Annotated in this window: 18 protein-coding genes; 11 read left to right on the forward strand and 7 right to left on the reverse strand. The window is 41.3% G+C overall.

All coding sequences use genetic code 11. From position 1 onward, the window contains the following. Nucleotides 1–201: 201 nt before the first annotated feature. From DUL71_RS31100 to DUL71_RS31135, 8 genes are all read left to right on the forward strand, one after another. Nucleotides 202–1,020, forward strand: a complete 819-nt coding sequence (locus DUL71_RS31100) for a phytanoyl-CoA dioxygenase family protein (RefSeq protein WP_114941711.1) — start codon at nt 202–204, stop codon at nt 1,018–1,020. A 23-nt stretch (nt 1,021–1,043) separates the two neighbouring features. Further along, nucleotides 1,044–2,144, forward strand: a complete 1,101-nt coding sequence (locus DUL71_RS31105; RefSeq protein WP_114941712.1) for a cellulase family glycosylhydrolase — start codon at nt 1,044–1,046, stop codon at nt 2,142–2,144. Nucleotides 2,145–2,185: 41 nt separating this feature from the next. Further along, complete coding sequence (locus tag DUL71_RS31110) at nt 2,186–3,055, forward strand: AraC family transcriptional regulator (protein WP_114941713.1); 870 nt, start codon at nt 2,186–2,188, stop codon at nt 3,053–3,055. A gap of 48 nt (nt 3,056–3,103) precedes the next feature. Continuing rightward, nucleotides 3,104–3,451 carry a bleomycin resistance protein gene (locus tag DUL71_RS31115; RefSeq protein WP_114941714.1) on the forward strand — a complete coding sequence of 116 codons (348 nt, stop codon included), beginning with the start codon at nt 3,104–3,106 and terminating at the stop codon, nt 3,449–3,451. A 124-nt stretch (nt 3,452–3,575) separates the two neighbouring features. After that, on the forward strand, nt 3,576–3,833 hold the full coding sequence (locus DUL71_RS31120; protein WP_114941715.1) for a hypothetical protein: 258 nt from the start codon (nt 3,576–3,578) through the stop codon (nt 3,831–3,833). A 128-nt stretch (nt 3,834–3,961) separates the two neighbouring features. Continuing rightward, nucleotides 3,962–4,534, forward strand: a complete 573-nt coding sequence (locus tag DUL71_RS31125) for a Crp/Fnr family transcriptional regulator (RefSeq protein ID WP_114941716.1) — start codon at nt 3,962–3,964, stop codon at nt 4,532–4,534. A gap of 223 nt (nt 4,535–4,757) precedes the next feature. After that, nucleotides 4,758–5,426 carry a type 1 glutamine amidotransferase domain-containing protein gene (locus DUL71_RS31130; protein WP_114941717.1) on the forward strand — a complete coding sequence of 223 codons (669 nt, stop codon included), beginning with the start codon at nt 4,758–4,760 and terminating at the stop codon, nt 5,424–5,426. 57 nt (nt 5,427–5,483) lie between these two features. Then, the gene (locus tag DUL71_RS31135) at nt 5,484–5,786 is read left to right on the forward strand and encodes a putative quinol monooxygenase (protein ID WP_114941718.1); all 303 of its coding nucleotides are present in this window, start codon (nt 5,484–5,486) and stop codon (nt 5,784–5,786) included. A gap of 63 nt (nt 5,787–5,849) precedes the next feature. Here the strand turns inward: DUL71_RS31135 and DUL71_RS31140 are convergent, their stop codons facing one another. Further along, nucleotides 5,850–6,470, reverse strand: a complete 621-nt coding sequence (locus DUL71_RS31140; RefSeq protein WP_244228892.1) for a class I SAM-dependent methyltransferase — start codon at nt 6,468–6,470, stop codon at nt 5,850–5,852. 209 nt (nt 6,471–6,679) lie between these two features. Between DUL71_RS31140 and DUL71_RS31145 the strand changes: the two genes are divergently transcribed. Next, nucleotides 6,680–7,267 carry a Crp/Fnr family transcriptional regulator gene (locus tag DUL71_RS31145; protein ID WP_114941720.1) on the forward strand — a complete coding sequence of 196 codons (588 nt, stop codon included), beginning with the start codon at nt 6,680–6,682 and terminating at the stop codon, nt 7,265–7,267. A 30-nt stretch (nt 7,268–7,297) separates the two neighbouring features. Continuing rightward, a complete protein-coding gene (locus tag DUL71_RS31150; protein WP_244228893.1) occupies nt 7,298–8,029 on the forward strand; it encodes an alpha/beta fold hydrolase in 732 nt (243 codons plus the stop codon). Nucleotides 8,030–8,165: 136 nt separating this feature from the next. On the opposite strand, the gene DUL71_RS31155 is transcribed toward DUL71_RS31150, so the two are convergent. From DUL71_RS31155 to DUL71_RS31170, 4 genes are all read right to left on the reverse strand, one after another. Beyond that, nucleotides 8,166–9,032, reverse strand: a complete 867-nt coding sequence (locus DUL71_RS31155) for an alpha/beta fold hydrolase (protein ID WP_114941721.1) — start codon at nt 9,030–9,032, stop codon at nt 8,166–8,168. Nucleotides 9,033–9,194: 162 nt separating this feature from the next. Continuing rightward, a complete protein-coding gene (locus DUL71_RS31160) occupies nt 9,195–9,776 on the reverse strand; it encodes a Crp/Fnr family transcriptional regulator (RefSeq protein ID WP_114941722.1) in 582 nt (193 codons plus the stop codon). A 78-nt stretch (nt 9,777–9,854) separates the two neighbouring features. Then, nucleotides 9,855–10,895: a methyltransferase gene (locus DUL71_RS31165; RefSeq protein ID WP_114941723.1), complete on the reverse strand. Its 1,041-nt coding sequence runs from the start codon at nt 10,893–10,895 to the stop codon at nt 9,855–9,857. A 391-nt stretch (nt 10,896–11,286) separates the two neighbouring features. Next, nucleotides 11,287–12,801: a phage tail protein gene (locus tag DUL71_RS31170; RefSeq protein WP_114941724.1), complete on the reverse strand. Its 1,515-nt coding sequence runs from the start codon at nt 12,799–12,801 to the stop codon at nt 11,287–11,289. A gap of 423 nt (nt 12,802–13,224) precedes the next feature. On the opposite strand from DUL71_RS31170, the gene DUL71_RS31175 reads away from it, so the two are divergent. Continuing rightward, nucleotides 13,225–14,859, forward strand: coding sequence for an ABC-F family ATP-binding cassette domain-containing protein (locus DUL71_RS31175; protein ID WP_114941725.1), 1,635 nt, complete (start codon nt 13,225–13,227; stop codon nt 14,857–14,859). 255 nt (nt 14,860–15,114) lie between these two features. Here the strand turns inward: DUL71_RS31175 and DUL71_RS31180 are convergent, their stop codons facing one another. Both DUL71_RS31180 and DUL71_RS32240 read right to left on the reverse strand, forming a co-directional pair. Next, entirely contained in the window at nt 15,115–16,959 is a 1,845-nt protein-coding gene (locus tag DUL71_RS31180) for a protein kinase family protein (protein WP_114941726.1), read from the reverse strand. A 5-nt stretch (nt 16,960–16,964) separates the two neighbouring features. Continuing rightward, nucleotides 16,965–17,238, reverse strand: a 274-nt coding sequence (locus DUL71_RS32240; RefSeq protein WP_208645707.1) for a hypothetical protein, incomplete at its 5' end; no start/stop codon positions are given.

Consider the following 17,238-nt stretch of genomic DNA (forward strand, 5'->3'; position numbering starts at 1 on the left):
CGGTTTATGAAATCGCTGGTTTATAATTACATTACATAGTTATTGATATTAGCCTGAAAAATCAATCGAAAATCAATGTTGGATAATATTCAATACTGATTGAATAATTTAAACATATCCCTACCGCATTAAATCCGCTTTTTTTGTCATGCTGATTCTTGGTATCAGTCATGCTAACCAATTATAACCTAATTTATTCCCATGATCCAGACAGAAAAACCAACGCTTAACGGCACTATTAATGTGGATGCGGAACTCATTAATGACTTCAGGCAGCAGGGACATGTGCTTATCAAAAACATATTGCAAGCCGATGAAGTGGCCCATTACCGCGACGTGATTAACAACGCTGTAAATCGCTATAATACCGAAACCCGGGCTATGCAAGACAGGGATACCTATGGCAAAGCTTTCCTCCAGATCATGAACCTGTGGGAAGTTGATGATAACGTGAAAGAGTTTACCCTCGCCAAACGCTTTGCTAAAATAGCGACCGACCTTTTAGGCGTTGATCATGTGCGCATTTATCATGACCAGGCTTTGTTTAAAGAGGCAGGCGGTGGCTTTACACCGTGGCACCAGGATCAGTATTACTGGCCGCTGGATACCAACAAAACGGTTACCATGTGGATGCCCCTGATGGATATTAATGTTGAGCTGGGTATGCTCACGTTCGCTTCAGGATCACACCTGGATGGCTTTGCAGAAAATATTCCGATCTCGGATGAATCTGAAACATCGCTGCAAAAATATATCAGGGAAAAAAACTATCCCATTACCCGCGCCGAAACCATGCAGGCCGGCGATGCTACCTGGCATTACGGCTGGACTTTACATAACGCGCCGGGTAATAGTTCGGCAGATACCACCCGTGAGGTGATGACCATTATTTATTATGCCGATGGCGCGCACGTAACCGAGCCCCAAAACAAACACCAGGAAAACGACCGGCACCGCTGGCTCGGCGGCTTAAACGCAGGCGACGCAGCCCAGTCGCACTTAAACCCTTTAGTTTACTGATAAACCTGATCACCGTTTTTAAAATGATAAGAAAGATTTTTTTACTGATAATATTAATCGTTTGTATTTCAAACTGCTTTGCACAAAGTCAGGATAAACGCTGGCCGGAAGCTCGGATCTGGGCCTGGTATAATGAACAGCCATGGTATTGCGGATTTAATTATATCCCGGCTTATGCCATCAATTATACCGCCATGTGGGATAAAACAACGTTTAACGAGGCCGCCATTGATAAGGAGCTGGCACTGGCCGAAAAATCGGGTATGAACTCGTTAAGGGCCGTGCTGCAATATGCCGTATACGCCGATGATCCTAAATATTTCATAAACACTTTAGATAAATTTATGGCGATTTGTGATAAGCATCATATCAAGTTTATCCCGGCTTTGTTTGATGATTGTTCATTCGGCATCACCAACGATCCTAAAACAGGCAGACAGCCCGAGCCATTGATGGGCTGGTACGCCTGGGCCTGGTCGCCGAGCCCGGGACATAGCATGGTGGTCGACTCTGCCACACATCCCAAGCTCAAAAAATATGTGACGGAGGTGATCACAAGGTTTAAAAACGACAAGCGCGTTTTAATGTGGGATTTATATAACGAACCTACCAACGGCAGTTTAGGCTCGGCGACCTTTCCCCTGCTTAAAAAAACTATCGTTTGGGCAAGGGCTGTAAACCCTTCGCAACCACTTACCATCGGTATTTTTGATCAAAACCCACGGTTGAACAAGATCATTACTGACAATGTAGATCTGATAACTTTCCATGACTACGGCGATAAGCAACACGTTACCAAAACCATAGAAGAACTAAAGCAATACAATCGCCCTATGATCAATACCGAGTGGATGAACCGGCCATGGAAATCTACCGTGAGCGAAATTGTACCGGTGTTTTACCAATATAAGGTAGGATGTAACCTGTGGGGACTGGTTAACGGCAAAACGCAAACCAATTTGCCATGGGGCCACCGCCCCGGCGATCCGGAGCAAAAACTATGGCAGCATGACCTTTACAGTGGCGACTTTAAACCATACAAAGCCACGGAAATTGACTCGTTAAAGTTGTTCATCGACAGATCCAAAAGCACCGAATATATCAGCGAACATCAGCAGAAATAGGATAATTTGGTTACTTTGTATATCAAAATTATCCGGCACCGATGATCAAGCCTACTTTAGAAGCTTTAAATAATCATGACAAAAACACGTTCCTGGCCAGGTTATTTGAGCAGCACGAGTTTGAGTCGCCCTATCATTTTCATCCCGAATATGAGCTGACGGCTATTCTGAAAGGCGAAGGCAACAGGTTTGTGGGTAACAACATGTCGGCGTACCAGCAGGGTGACCTGGTGCTGATTGGCAGCAATGTGCCGCATTGCTGGAAAACGACTTTGCATCACGAGGAGATCAACGCGAAATCGGTAGTGATCCAGTTTAATATTGATTTTTTAGGGGCTAATTTCTTTGAGAACCAATCGGCCTGGAAGGTTGTGCAGTTGCTCAATAAAAGTTTTCACGGCATCCACTTTAGCGGCGAGGGCACAGCGGCAATTATTGATCTGATGTTGGCGCTCGTTAAGGTGGATGATCCGTTTAAAAAGCTTATCCTGTTGCTAAATATCCTTGATAGTTTAACCGGTCATGCGTCGTACCGGTACTTAAATGCCGAGCCGGTGATTTACAGCCCGCAGGGGATAGAGCATCAGCGGCTAAAACTTGTGCAAAGTTTTATCATTGATAATTTCAGGAGCAAGATAAGCCTTGATGAGGTAGCCGAGGTAGGCAGCATGACCAAAAACGCTTTCTGTAAGTTTTATAAAAAAACAACCGGAAAAACAATGACCGAAGCCATTACCTATTACCGGCTGCAATATGCCATGCAGCAACTCATATCAACGGATAAAAACGCAACGCAAATCAGTTTTGATTCGGGGTTTAGCGATGTGGCATCATTCCATAAAATATTTAAGCTATCTACCGGTAAAAGTCCGCTGGGGTACAGGAAACATCACATAGAGATCATTGGTTGATTGCTGTGAGAGTTGTAAATTGGGCTGTGCAATTCAAAATCTGCAACAATGTTTAAACGTTCCACACCCATATTGGCCTCGCTGGATGAAGCTAAAACAATTGTTTTTTATACTGAAAAGTTAGGCTTTACCTTTAGCGATAGCCATAACGGATATTTAATATTTACCCGGGATGGTATTAATGTGCATTTATTCCCCTGCGATGATAAGGAAGCTTGCCGTAATATGGGCTGTTATATTTATGTGACCGATATTGAGCAACTTTATGCCGAATATCAGCAATTGGGCCTGATCCATCTAAACGGCCCCTTACGAATGATGCCCTGGGGATTGCGGCAATTTGCGGTTGTAGATAACAATGGCAACATCTTTTATTTTGCCGATTATAAAGAATAACGAGAAGGAGTTTTCATTTCTCGATGTGTATATAAATTTCGTGTTAAATTATAGCATTATAAACCCCGCTATTTACTAATTGTTAAAATATACTTAACTTAGTATTAAACAACATTGGTAATATATGTCGCAAAGCAAACTGCCGCTCTATGCTATAGTTGAATTATTGATGCGTCTTGCCGGCGTTAACGCCCAAATCGGGAATTATAAAAACCATACCGAACGTGGGGATGAGGTTCTGGTTAGAACCACTAACGGCTCCATTCAACTTTCCAGAACTCTTGTTTTATCTCAATTTAATAGGCCTGAGGATATTCAAAAACGGGATTTGGAATCGCTGGCCTCCAGGTTTCGAAGAAGGTTAAGCAAAACAAAGGACTAAGCCAACCAACTTGCGTGTTCTGTAATTGCGGGTGCCAATGTGGCCAAATGCCTGAATTTGCCTATATTTAAATCCTTTGTATCGGGCAGCGATACATCATAGGCAATATTTACAGAACTACCTCACTAATGGATAAACTCCGCAGGCATATCGAAGCAATAATCGCGATCAGTGATGAGGAGTTTGAATTTGTAAAACCGTTTTTTACTTATAAAAGAGTAAAGAAGCATCAATACCTTACCCAGGAGGGCGATACCGTTACATTTGAATACCTGATCCTATCGGGCGTTTTCAGGATGTTTTACCTGGATAACGAAGGTAAAGAGTATATTGTACAATTTGCCGGCGAAAACTGGTGGACGGCCGATTACCAGGCTTATTTTAAAGATAAAAAAGCCACCCTCAATATTGTATGTATGGAAGATGCCGAGGTGCTCTGCCTCACCCTACACGGTCGTGAAACCCTCTCCGCCGAATCGCACAAAATGGAACATTTTTTTAGGGTAAAGCTCACAAATGGTTATGTTGCGCTGCAACGAAGGATCATATCATTACTTTCCAGCTCGCCGCAGCAACGGTATGAGGAATTCGGTTTGCTTTATCCTCATTTAATGCAAAAAATCCCTAAAAAGTATATAGCCGAGTACCTCGGTGTTAGTCGCGAAACTTTAAGCAGGCTTTATTCCAACAGTAAAGCTTAATAGCGCTTTATGCGATTCGATTTTGTTGGTTTCTATATGTAATTGGCTATTAGCCATTTCGTTAAGTTTTTGTTTCTTGGGTGGGTCTTTCGAAAGTGTGATCCGGATCACACTTTTTCTGTGACTTGCTTCCTTGTATTGGGGCTCCCCGATTTTGGACATTTGTTATGTAAATCAAACAACAAAACAAACATCCATTATTAACAACTTAAATTTTAAAGCCATGAAAAAGAGAATCTTATTTGTAGTATCAAGTGCAAGTGTAATAGGCCCACACAACCGTGCTACCGGAAATTTACTTACCGAAGTTGCCAATCCTTACCAAACTTTTAAAAAACAGGGCTACGATATTGATGTATACAGCGTTAATGGCGGCGAAGCCCCTATAGATATGGTTGAACTGGACGATGAACTGAATATTGCCTTTTTGAACGGAGAAGGTGCCGCTGCTATGAGAAATACAAAAAAAATAGACCAGGTGTCAATAGCCGGTTATGACGCGGTTTTTGTTCCCGGCGGTTTAGCTCCTGTAGTAGATATGCCTGAGAATATTACCGTGCAAAACATTTTATCGGGTATGTACGAAAAAGGTGGTGTAGTAAGTGCTGTTTGTCACGGCCCGGTGGCGTTGATCAACGTGAAATTGAACAATGGCAGCTACCTGATTGACGGTAAAAATGTTACCGGTTTCAGCAAAGCCGAAGAAGAAAACTATGCCAAAGAAGACGTTCCGTTTGAACTGGAAGACGCCCTGAAACAACGTGGTGCTAACTACAGCGCTACCGCCCCATGGCAGACCTATGTAGTTACCGACGGCCGTTTGGTTACCGGCCAAAACCCGGCATCGGCAAAAGGTGTAGCCGAAAGCGTAATTAAAATTTTAGAAGCATAATTAAGCCCGCTCCTTTTATTTTAGATAAAAGGAGAAGATATTTTAAAACATAAAAAAATGAACCAGCAAACCATTAATGTTTTTGCCAGATGGCAAGTTAAAGAAGGAAAGTTAAACACAGTGCTCGACCTACTTGCCGGGGTTGCCAAACAAAGCCGGGCGGAGGAAGGTAACCTGTTTTATAAAATCAACCAAAGCAGTACCGATGCCAATACGTTGCTATTATTTGAAGCTTATAAAGATGAAGCAGCCGTTGCAGATCATCGCGGATCGGTACATTTTCAAACCATTGTTGTAGGGCAAATTGTTCCGCTATTGGAGAGCCGTGAGGTTTTTGTAACCACCGAAGTGAATATTTGATATTCTGGATTGATTGGGAAAAAGCCTCCGCCTATATCGCGGAGGCTTTTGTATAGATAATTTCTATTGTTTGTTCTTACGGCATTTAATTAAAAAGAAGGGGAAGTTTTCAGTCACCTCCGCAATCTCAAACAAACCGGCTTCACCGAATTCAGCAGCGATTGATTCCCGGTCGTAAAAGAACATTTTGACTCCTTCAAAAATCTCGAAGCGATCATCGCTGATCAGTTTTCCTTGCCCATAGGTTGGGGCTTCCTTTGATATCGCTGTAAATACCATGTAGCCATGATCAGCTAACTGGTTATAACAATCGGCTATTAGCTTCCGGCGCTCACCGCTGTCGAGCAAATGAATTAAAGCATAACAAAATATCCCATCGTATTGATTTTGATCAAATGGCATATCGGTTACGGAGCCATGATAGATAGCCATATCAGTTCCATAATGCTTTCTGGCCATTTCAATGGCTGTTTTTGATATTTCAATCCCGGTTACGTTAATGCCGTTCTCTCTGAAGATCTGCGCATTCCGGCCATAACCAATGCCGGGGATGAGCATGTTTTTTACAGATTTCTCAACAAAAAACTCTTTTGTCAATACAGCAGACTTTGATGGTTCAAATCCCCACATTTCCTGCTTTTCCACAAAGCTTTTCTCCCAAAATTCGGGTTTTTCTTTTGTCATAATCATTTCTGTATATGGCCAAATTATACATTTAACATACACTTCAAAATATTCAGTGATTGTAAAGAATAATATGGCGCTGGGACTACAAAACAATAATTGTTTTATACTTGATTTGTAGAATGAAGCAGGATGCTTTTTACGGGGATTGATGTAACAGACACACAATATGTGTTTATTTTTTAGCATATTAACGGAAACATATTTTAATGAAACTCGAATTACCACAATGGTATGGGCAGCTTAAGAAAAAATACCCAATAGTAACCGACCAGGAATGGCAGTTACTACATTCAATGGCTGTTGTTAAACATATTAAAAAAGGCGATTCGTTTTTAAAGTACGGGAAGGTGGCCCGCTTTTCGGCCTTTGTTATATCCGGATTGTTTAAATTTTCTATCCTGGATGATGACGGTAACGAGAAGATCATCAAATTCGGATTTCCCAATGATTTTCTGGCAAATTGTGAAAGCTATAATAAAAAGGCACCTTCTGCGGTAAGTATTACGGCACTTGAAGACGCGGTGATCTTGAAGATCAATATCAAAAAAATGCAGCCTCTTTACGACCTGCATATAAACCTGCTGCATGTAAACTTACAGTTATACCAGGAGATACTTGAACAGCAATCAGAGCACGAGCATATCCTGTCGTTAAAAAGCCCTGCGAGGCGCTACCGGTACCTGCTGGAGCGCCGCCCTGCCATTATACAAAAAATTTCGCTCACCAATATCGCCCGCTACCTCTATATCAGCCGGGAAGCCTTAAGCCGGGCAAGGTTATACCTACTAAAATAACCTGGCGGCTTTTGTGACCAGAATCACAAAATGGGTTTATTAGGGGGAATAGCTTTGTTTAAAAAACGGATGAGACAAAGCATGATATTACTCCATGGGTTATTTGGAGGCCTAAGCAACTGGACAGGAGTTGTTAAGCATTTTGAAGATAGATTTGATATTTATATACCCAAACTGCCTATATACGAAAACCCTAAAAACAACCTGGAGCATCTTCTTAATTTTCTTGAAACGATGATCGCATCGGCAGGGCTTAAAAATATAATCCTGGTGGGGAATTCACTTGGTGGGCATATTGCCATACTTTATACTCATCGTCACCCTGATAACGTAGCTAAATTGGTATTGACCGGCAGTTCCGGACTTTATGAAAACACCCAGGTTGGCAGTTACCTTAAACGGGGGAATTATGCATACATTAAAGAGAGAGTGGCTGCTACATTTTATCATCCGGCCATCGCAACCGATGAGCTTGTGTCTGAAGTGCTGCAAATCACTACAGATCCGTTGAAATGCCTGTGTGCTGTCAGAACAGCGAGGTCGGCTCAAAGAGATAATGTGCTTACACGTCTTCCTGAAATTTCGGTACCTGTTTTATTAATATGGGGCGAGGACGATCAAATTACCCCGCCTCATGTCGCAAATGAATTTAACACCCATTTACTCAATTCAAAACTTGTTATGATTCCCGAATGTGGGCATGCGCCGATGATGGAAAAGCCAGAAACCTTTAATGAAATATTAGGCAAATTTCTTTGTTGACATTAGTCGTATCGTCCCCACAAAAAAGGGCCTTCAGGTTTAATCTGAAGGCTCCCGGGATGACCTTGTAATTGCTGGGTTAATAAGCAATCACAACAAAGTGTAGCCTTGTAAAAAGCTAAATTAATATTCCCAATTATTTTACGCCATTAAGAAAATCTGTCAGTTGTTTAACAAACAGGTTGGGGAATTGATATTGTGCTCCATGGTTTGAATCCGGATAAATAATCAGTTGCGCGTCGGGCAGATTTTGTTGCAGCAAAAAGGAATTGACCGTTGGGAATATAATATCATTGTGGCCGGTTAACACAAACACAGGTTGCTTAATAGCATTTAAATAAGTATAATCGCCAGGGTTGATATTGGCCCAGCCTTTAATTGCAGCCGACTGTGCCGGCGCTACCTGTTCGCTGATCTTGCTGTCGCGATTTTCAACTCTGCCATTTTTTACGCGGTTCAGAAACTTATGGGCGGCTTGCTGACTGCTTGGTGTTGGTGAAAACAGGGTTTCCAGTAAGATCTCATATTCTGAAGGAAATTCTTTGGCAAAAATAGCCCAAACCTCCGGCGTAAAATCATCAATCTCATGCCCTCCGCGCGGGGCTGTACCCAGTAAAATTAGTTTATTAACGAGCTCCGGCCTGTCAAGCGTGAATTGTTGAGCCACCATGCCCCCCATAGAGAAACCCAGCAGATCTATCTTTTCCAAACCCAGCGCGTCAACAAATGCTTCCGCGTCTTTAGCTATGGCCGCTATATTATCTGGTGTTTCTCCTCCGGTGCTCGCTACTCCCCTGTTATTAAAAATGATAATCTCACGGTCCAGCGCCAGAGCGTCCAGTACCATGGGGTCCCAGTTTTCCATGGTGCCGGTAAAATGCTGTAAATGCACCAGCGGCAAGCCCGCCTTGTTGCCGAAACGACGGTAAGCGAACAAAGTGCCATTTATAGATACGAACTGAGTAGGAACAGTTGATGCGGTGTATTCGATATTAGTTTTCATGATTAAAAAATGTTTGAATTATTTGCCCGAACTACCGGGCGACAAAACAAAGGTGAGAGGTAATGGCCTTCGGAAAAGAAGCCATATGACGCAAAATGGCGTTGACATTTGTCACGCTTTTTGCAACAGAACAAGAATACTTGGAGGAGAATAGGTACTTATTTAATCGCGGCGCGTAAAGTCTTTTCGAATACGGCTCAAGGTTTCACGTGAAATCCCCAGGTAAGAGGCAACCATATGCAGGGGAACGCTATTAAACACTTTGGGATATGTTTTTTGGAACTCGAGATATTTTTCTTCTGCCGAATTGCTGATCAATGAAAATATGCGCTGCTGACTGGTTTCGTAACCGCGTGCTAAAAGTTTCTCATTAAATATTTTTACCGCGGGAATGGTTTCTCTTAGCTCTTCCCATTTCTCCTTGGTCCAGATGATAACAGTACTGGAGGTTAAGGCTTCAATATTGTATTCAGAAGGCTTTTCATGATTATAACTCTCCTGGTCGCTAATCCACCAATTCTCTACCCCGAACCTAAGGGTATGGTCTGTTCCATCGGCACTAAACCTATACAGTCGAAAACAACCGGTTGTAATAAAGCATGTGATTTTCCAAACCTCGCCTTCGTGCAGGATAGATTGCCATTTACGTAACTTTCTTTCCATACTTGCAGCACGGATCAACGCCATCTCTTCGTCAGAAACAGAAACCCATTGGCGTAAGTACTTTTCGAAGACATCAAACATGGTTAGCAAAGCTAACCAAATAGATTGGACAGGGAACATGAAGCGTGTTTACGAATTGTAAAACGTGCTTACGCGACATTATTTATATGCAATAGCTGCGCTTGATGGCCCCGTTAAGGGTAGTAGTGTTGTTGATTTAAACCCGGCAACAGTTGCCCATTTATTAAAATCGGCAAAGGTATAGTCAAACCCGGTTCCGGTTTCTATAAGCATGTTCAGGCTCATCATCAAACCAAAAACATTTTGTTTCCTTTCATCGTCAATAACATTCTCGATGGCAACAAATGCTCCGCCGGCAGGGAGCACGTCATATGCTTTTCGCATTAAGGCTATTTTGTTTTCCTCGTCCCAATCATGCAGGATATTTCCCATAACAACCACATCTGCGTTAGGTATTGGCATATTAAAGAAGTCGCCACTGGCGGTATTTACCCTCTCTTCCAAACCAAATTTCTGTATAGAAGCACTTGCAACGGGTTCAACAGGAGGCAGATCGAAAGTTGTGCAGCGCATGTGCTCATTATGCTTGGCAACCATAATTGAAAGCAGCCCGGCCGAACCGCCAACATCAATCAGCGTTTTATATTTACTGAAGTCAAACTTTTGAGCAAATGCCATGAAATTCCCCATCTGGATGCCGCTCATGGCGCCGGTAAATTCTTTTAGTTTTTCGGGATCCTGGTATATCAAACCAAAAAAGTCTTCACTCCTTTTTGCTTCATTTTGCGGCAATCCGGTAAGAAGCCCCTCGCCCAGGCTTCCCCAAAATGTATATAGGCGATTATTAGCCATTTCAAGAATACCTCCGATATACGACGGCTTGTTTTTATCCAAAAACGTATCCGTGTCTATTGTGTTTGAATAAGTAGCGGTATCTAAAATACCTTCGCGCTTTAAAAAACCAAATGCGGCTAAGGCATCCATAAAATCATAAATATTCCTGTCGGTACATTTAAGCCCTAAAAGGTCTTTGACGTTTTTGGCCGTCATGGATTTCTTTTCGGCGAGAGTGGTAAATAACTGAAAACTAACGGCTGTTAACAAGATTTTTGAGGCCCAGAAGCCAGTGCCGATTTTCATAATATTTTCTGGTGATGGTTGGTTAGGTTGCTGTTCCATTTTCTTAAAAATTATCGGTTTGTAAGTGGTGGTACTTTTCTTAAGCGTTATCCCGGGTGGGATAAAAATTGGTCACTTAAAAATACAGCGATTTTAGTTAAGAATAAAGGATTTTGCATTAAAGATCAGCACTGCGACTTTACTGAAGTGTTAGGTTACTGTAGCCGGGTAGCTTTGTAGTGATTATAATCCGAAAGCGCTGATTTTTTATTAACACAAATGCCCTTAAACTTTCATCTAAAGGAATTGAATTTTATAGTAATTGATTATAGAATATCTTAAAGGACATAGGATTCGTATTTATGCTTTAAGAAAACTTCTTTTTTAATTGAAACTCATTATATCTTAGTGGTAGTATACATAACAAAAGAAATGTCATAGCACGGCTACATCACCGATTGCAGGCCGAATTTTGTATTACTTTTTCTAATCTGCTGATTCGCTCTTCCTGTTCTTTTTCTTTTTTATCTTTCTCAATCAAATACAAAGTTAATTCCTCTATCTTTTTAAGCAATAATTTGTTCATTTCGCCTACGTTTACACCGTCTTTCTCAATTTGCTGGGCTGATGGGATTTCAGGCAGGTGATGGTTTTGGTCAATGTAGTTTTTCACGTCGGGTAGTGAAAGAAGTTTGTATCCGTCTTTAAAAACATAGTCGGGCCAATTGGGAACGGCTTTTACTGTAACTGCGGTTGCTATTATTCCGCCACCAACTGCCAGTTTATAGGTTGAACCGGAAAGGTTCCATGCCGAATTATCTGTTGTGCCTATACCCACGTTCCCGGTGCCGCTAACTCTGAAAGCTATTTTGCTTTTAATGTCAAGATCTGCAAGTGTTTGTGCGCCACCTCCGGCTGAAGCAATAGGAGCAATAGATACTGTTCCGAATATATCAGAATAAATTACGCCGCCTCCATTGTGAGCGCCATCACCTTCAATAGTCCAGTTTGCAGATACAGCGGTTCCGATACGTGCTGCGTTGAAACCAATGTACGATGTTCCGTAATTCAGATCGGCCCCGGGAGCCCTGCCTGCAGAAAACTTATACGCGCCGTTACTAACCTGGAATGTAGAGATTGGAGCAGTGGCAGCAATCCCTACGTTGCCTGCCGAATTGATCCGCATTCGTTCGGTATTGACGCCATCAGCACCTGCCGTGATGATTCTGAACACCCCGGGAACAATTCCGCTTGAGGGGACACCGTCTACCTGGAAAATAAGTTGTCCCGAACGCTGTACTGTAGTGCCGTCATGACCGAAGAAATCAAGATAGCCGAGATAATCTCCACTTTGCGCCGCAAGTGGAGCGGTTGATGTACCGCGGGAACGCCCAAAATACAGCCGTGAGCCTTGAAATGCAGTAGTACTGGCAAAAGATTCGAAGCCAAATTCAGCAGAGGAGCCGCTATTGGTACTTCGTGCTGTGGTGTTATATAACTGAAACGGGAATGAAGGAGTAGTTGTACCAATGCCAATTTTACCACTTTGATCAATAGTTAAACGACGGATATTAGCCGTAACCAGGCTCATGGTAGGAGAGTTTGCAGAACCCTTAGCGCTTTCGACTATCAGGCCGCCCATTTTGTTTGATTGAACTATATCACTTTCACTGGAGAGCTTAAACACCATGCCCAATTGGCGCGAAATAGCATCTGAAGTTGCGCCCGGATGACGAATAGTTATCAACTCAGCGAAGGGTATCGTACCTCCGGTACCCGTAATGATTTCCAGTTTGGGTATAACTGAAGGAAAAAGGGCGGATGATGCATTAATGGTATAAGGAGCCGTCGCTCCGATGGTAACGCTTCCGGCATTTGTGTTATAAATATTTGTGCCATCAACCCACTGCGCGTGTACAAAGGTAGAAATCAGCAAAAATAGGATGATGAAGGTTGTTTTTTTCATAATATGGATAATGGTTTAGAATGGAGAGGATAAATATTATCCATCCTTGTATACTTAAAAGTTAACATATTGAGCGTGAAGTTACCATAGAACCATGCCCAGGTAAAGCCCGAAATCGTTTTGATTTATTGCCTGAAGATTATTTTGAGATGCATTGGTATGATTAAAGGTTAGGTGGTAAATAGAGCGTATGAAAAATAATTTATTTTAAGATATAATAAAAATACTTGTTTCCATGTAATTTACAATGGAACAAGTATTTTTAATTATTTGCAAAGAAAATAGCCTGGTATTATGCGTCTAAATAGCACCTATTGTTCCGCGCACGATATTTATAACCGCAGCCTGACGGCACCCTTCATTCTCCTGCCGTAATTCTGTGTCTTTCACTTATCTTTGCGCAAAATTCAATATTACCATACAGTGATTAATGTTAATAACATCTCCGTTTCATTTGGCGGAACCACCTTATTTAGCGACGTAACCTTCTCAATAAACGAGAATGATAAGATAGCCCTGATGGGTAAAAATGGTGCCGGCAAGTCTACCATCCTCAAGATTATTGCCGGTGCGGCTAAACCTACTACCGGCAACGTAACCGGCCCTAAGGATGCCGTAATTGCATATTTGCCACAACATTTGCTTACTCATGATGATGTAACCGTTTTTGAGGAAACGATGAAAGCTTTTGATGAGGCCAACCAGATGCAAAAGGAGCTGGACGAAGTAAACGAGCAGCTCAACATTCGCACGGATTACGACAGTGACGACTACATGAAGCTGATTGAAAGGGTATCGGAGCTGAGCGAAAAAGTTTATTCGCAGGAAGAAGTGAATTATGATGCAGAGATAGAAAAGGTGTTGAAAGGTTTGGGCTTCGAGCGCAAAGACTTTACCCGTCAAACCTCCGAGTTTTCTGGCGGTTGGCGCATGCGTATCGAGCTGGCCAAAATTTTGTTAAAGAAACCGGATCTGATCCTGCTGGACGAGCCTACCAACCATATGGATATCGAGAGTATACAATGGCTGGAAGATTTCCTGGTTAACTCGGCCAGGGCAGTAATGGTTATCTCCCACGACCGTACTTTTGTTGATAACATCACCAATCGTACCATCGAGGTAACCATGGGCAGGATCTATGATTATAAGGCTAAATACACTCACTATCTCCAGCTGCGTGCCGAGCGCAGGGTACACCAATTGAAAGCCTACGAAGAACAACAGCGTTTTATTGCCGATAACCAGGAGTTTATAGACCGGTTCAGAGGTACATACTCAAAAACCCTGCAGGTGCAGTCGCGCGTGAAAATGCTCGAGAAACTTGAGGTTATCGAGATTGATGAAGTTGATACTTCGGCATTGCGATTGAAGTTTCCACCGTCACCACGTTCGGGCCAATACCCGGTAATGGTTGAAGACCTGACAAAAACCTATGGTGATCATGTTGTTTTCCAGAAAGCTGCTATGGTGATTGAACGCGGCGAAAAAGTGGCCTTTGTCGGTAAAAACGGTGAAGGTAAATCAACCATGATCAAAGCCATCATGGGCGAGATAGATTTTGAAGGAAGCCTAAAAGTTGGTCACAATGCCAAGATTGGGTACTTTGCCCAAAACCAGGCATCGCTGTTAGATGAGAATTTAACCGTGTTTGATACTATCGACCAGATCCCTTTGAGTGATGGAACAGTAAAGATCAAAGATCTTTTAGGCGCGTTTATGTTCAGCGGTGATGATACTACCAAAAAGGTAAAAGTACTTTCAGGAGGAGAGAAAACACGTTTGGCCATGATCAAACTGTTGCTTGAGCCTGTAAACGTGCTGATCCTGGATGAGCCAACCAACCATTTGGACATGAAGACCAAGGATATCATCAAAGACGCCCTAAGAGATTTTGACGGCACACTGATCCTGGTATCACACGATCGTGATTTCCTTGACGGACTGGTGCAAAAAGTATTTGAGTTTGGCAATAAACGTGTCCGCGAGCATTTTGAGGATATTAAAGGATTTTTGGCTTATAAGAAGATGGATAGCTTGAAGCAGATCGAGCAGGGGTAAGATAGGTGCATTTTGAATAAAAAGGAAAAGCCTACAGTTGTTTGATTTGCAGGCTTTTTATCTTCCAGTGGTTCCGACGAGAATATAGGACATGGCTTTTTACAGCATTTCGGCGTCATTCGCAGTCAATCCTCATATAATCATAAGTTTCCATGTCATGGCAGTTTTATCTATTGACCGTAGTATTTGAGGATGCCATTGATAGTCAATTTGTATGCAAACTCTTATTCAATATTTTATATTTAAATACTAACTTTAACCTATTAGTTGTATAATTCGCTCACCTATAATATGAGCAGATCGTAACGCATAAAGCTGGTTCAAGTCACCATACTGCACCTGCCGACAAGTCATCACAAATAGAGAAATCAGATATTCCAAGTTGTTTCCCGGGTTTACGCATAAATTCATCGAACTAACTCTAATTCGATTTATTATTTCAAAGTATTTTAATAAATCCTTTCTCGTTGTGGTTACTGAAAATGATGGGCTAAATGAATCCTCGCCAGTTAACTGATTCTCAATTTCAGCCAAAATGCCAACTTCGACATAAAATGGCACATGTTTAAATTTGATTGAGCATTCTAAAGCCGTGTGATCTACTAATGCATGCAAAAGGCCTGTAAACCCAAAATCAATCAAATAAATTCCGCTATCGTCTTTAAAAAAATTTTCAGAATGGAGATCACCGTGACAAACCTTTTTGAGAGTTTCTATCGAATATTCCATGATTTTTTGAAAATTCATTTTTAATGCATCGGTAGCAATTTCTTCGTCGCTAATCCCCTTAATTTTCTGTATTGAATCGAAAAACTTTTTAGGCTTTATATATTTTATGTAAAGGTCGGAAATAGTAAATGTTCCTTTTTCTTTTGAAGCTTTCCAAACCTCAAACGGGCCCGATGCGAACAACTCATCGATAATTTCTTTTCTTTCTTCATGATATTTGTTTGAATTATCAGAGACAATTGAGGCATATGAATAGGAATTATGCACCGCATCTTTTGACGCATATGAATACTTCATCCCCTCTATTGTCGCATTCTTACTATAATGTGCAGCGTGATAGTTTGGGCTTGAATAATTGTCGATGAAGATAGAGTATCCCTTCATTTCACTTGAAATTTTATCCTTACCATCTAATGGCCCAAATTTCGCTACATAACGTCTTGTGATTTCATTACTAAAAGTCAATTTTGGTTTTACTTCTAAAACTTTTGAACCACTTTTTCCGCCTTTTAAAACTTTATATTCCAATATTGATGGAGTATGTCGGAAAAGGTTCTTAAGAAGTTTTTCTTCATCATTCGACAATTCAGCGTTCATAAGAAACAACGAGGTTACATAGTCGATCTCATCTAAAAAGTCCTCTAACTTGTTATGAATGAGGAAATCTGTGTTGGTTGTTGACTCAAGTGTTTTAAAATCAATAAAACCATATTCAGAGCAGGGTTCGATGACTAATCTAAGAGTTTCTTTAATGTGATCAACTAATTCTTTATCATTTACTTTTGTTGACAAAAGTAGAACAACCGCAAAGTTGCCGGTGGCAATCGACCCATCACCAAGTTTTTTCTTAAATTCTTCGATAGAAAAGCATAAACAATTATCAAAATCGGTTTCAAGCTTTTTTTTAACTGAATGGTAAAAACATTTGTCATCATGAAGAATCAATGGTTGGAAATCTACCGTGACGTTATTTTGAAGGTAAAAGAAGAAATAACCCTTTAATGTGTTAAGCTCTGTCTTCAAACTGTTCAACATTTGCATAAAAAGCGGTCTAAATCCTAAGATAATAGCGGCCTTTGTGCTTTCTGCAATAATCGTTTCGACCATTTTTTTTTCTGCTGCTACCTGAATTTCTTCAAGCGAGCCGAACTGATTCAAATCGAGTTGGTTCGTGCTTATACTATTTGTAAAAAGTAAGTTCTTCAGCTTCTCTGCAAAATCTTTAAAATGGTGTTTTTCAGCGGTCGGTATACTATTTAATTCAGCAATTATTTTTTGTACTAACTCCATCACTGGAACCTCCTCAGCAAATGCAGTAACTTGCATGACCTCAAAACGCGCAAGCAATTCAGTTCTTTCTTGAATTTCCATGATGATTAAAGATTATTTTCATAACCATAAATCTCCATACGCTTTTCAAAAGCTTGTGCTCCTCCTTCGAGTAAGGCTATTATGTCTTTTTTTACTTCGTCTACTGTACCAACTCGATTGATATTGGATAAGCGATTATCGTATTCAAGAAATACATTTCTATCCGCATCGGACAATACTGGAATATTCGGATTGTGTGTAATAAAAATAAGCTGCCTATTTAGCTTTTGCTCACGTATGATCTCGTGGATATGTAACCCTCCCTTAGTTCGGACTGGT

Origin of the sequence: Mucilaginibacter endophyticus, assembly GCF_003351025.1 — a bacterium.
Classification (GTDB): domain Bacteria; phylum Bacteroidota; class Bacteroidia; order Sphingobacteriales; family Sphingobacteriaceae; genus Mucilaginibacter; species Mucilaginibacter endophyticus.

What these genes read in the sequence shown, in the direction of transcription:
- DUL71_RS31100 (WP_114941711.1), top strand. Translation starts at nt 202, where the DNA reads ATGATCCAGACAGAAAAACCAACGCTTAACGGCACTATTAATGTGGAT.
- DUL71_RS31105 (WP_114941712.1), top strand. Translation starts at nt 1,044, where the DNA reads ATGATAAGAAAGATTTTTTTACTGATAATATTAATCGTTTGTATTTCA.
- DUL71_RS31110 (WP_114941713.1), top strand. Translation starts at nt 2,186, where the DNA reads ATGATCAAGCCTACTTTAGAAGCTTTAAATAATCATGACAAAAACACG.
- DUL71_RS31115 (WP_114941714.1), top strand. Translation starts at nt 3,104, where the DNA reads ATGTTTAAACGTTCCACACCCATATTGGCCTCGCTGGATGAAGCTAAA.
- DUL71_RS31120 (WP_114941715.1), top strand. Translation starts at nt 3,576, where the DNA reads ATGTCGCAAAGCAAACTGCCGCTCTATGCTATAGTTGAATTATTGATG.
- DUL71_RS31125 (WP_114941716.1), top strand. Translation starts at nt 3,962, where the DNA reads ATGGATAAACTCCGCAGGCATATCGAAGCAATAATCGCGATCAGTGAT.
- DUL71_RS31130 (WP_114941717.1), top strand. Translation starts at nt 4,758, where the DNA reads ATGAAAAAGAGAATCTTATTTGTAGTATCAAGTGCAAGTGTAATAGGC.
- DUL71_RS31135 (WP_114941718.1), top strand. Translation starts at nt 5,484, where the DNA reads ATGAACCAGCAAACCATTAATGTTTTTGCCAGATGGCAAGTTAAAGAA.
- DUL71_RS31140 (WP_244228892.1), bottom strand. Translation starts at nt 6,470, where the DNA reads ATGACAAAAGAAAAACCCGAATTTTGGGAGAAAAGCTTTGTGGAAAAG.
- DUL71_RS31145 (WP_114941720.1), top strand. Translation starts at nt 6,680, where the DNA reads ATGAAACTCGAATTACCACAATGGTATGGGCAGCTTAAGAAAAAATAC.
- DUL71_RS31150 (WP_244228893.1), top strand. Translation starts at nt 7,298, where the DNA reads ATGGGTTTATTAGGGGGAATAGCTTTGTTTAAAAAACGGATGAGACAA.
- DUL71_RS31155 (WP_114941721.1), bottom strand. Translation starts at nt 9,032, where the DNA reads ATGAAAACTAATATCGAATACACCGCATCAACTGTTCCTACTCAGTTC.
- DUL71_RS31160 (WP_114941722.1), bottom strand. Translation starts at nt 9,776, where the DNA reads ATGTTTGATGTCTTCGAAAAGTACTTACGCCAATGGGTTTCTGTTTCT.
- DUL71_RS31165 (WP_114941723.1), bottom strand. Translation starts at nt 10,895, where the DNA reads ATGGAACAGCAACCTAACCAACCATCACCAGAAAATATTATGAAAATC.
- DUL71_RS31170 (WP_114941724.1), bottom strand. Translation starts at nt 12,801, where the DNA reads ATGAAAAAAACAACCTTCATCATCCTATTTTTGCTGATTTCTACCTTT.
- DUL71_RS31180 (WP_114941726.1), bottom strand. Translation starts at nt 16,959, where the DNA reads ATGGAAATTCAAGAAAGAACTGAATTGCTTGCGCGTTTTGAGGTCATG.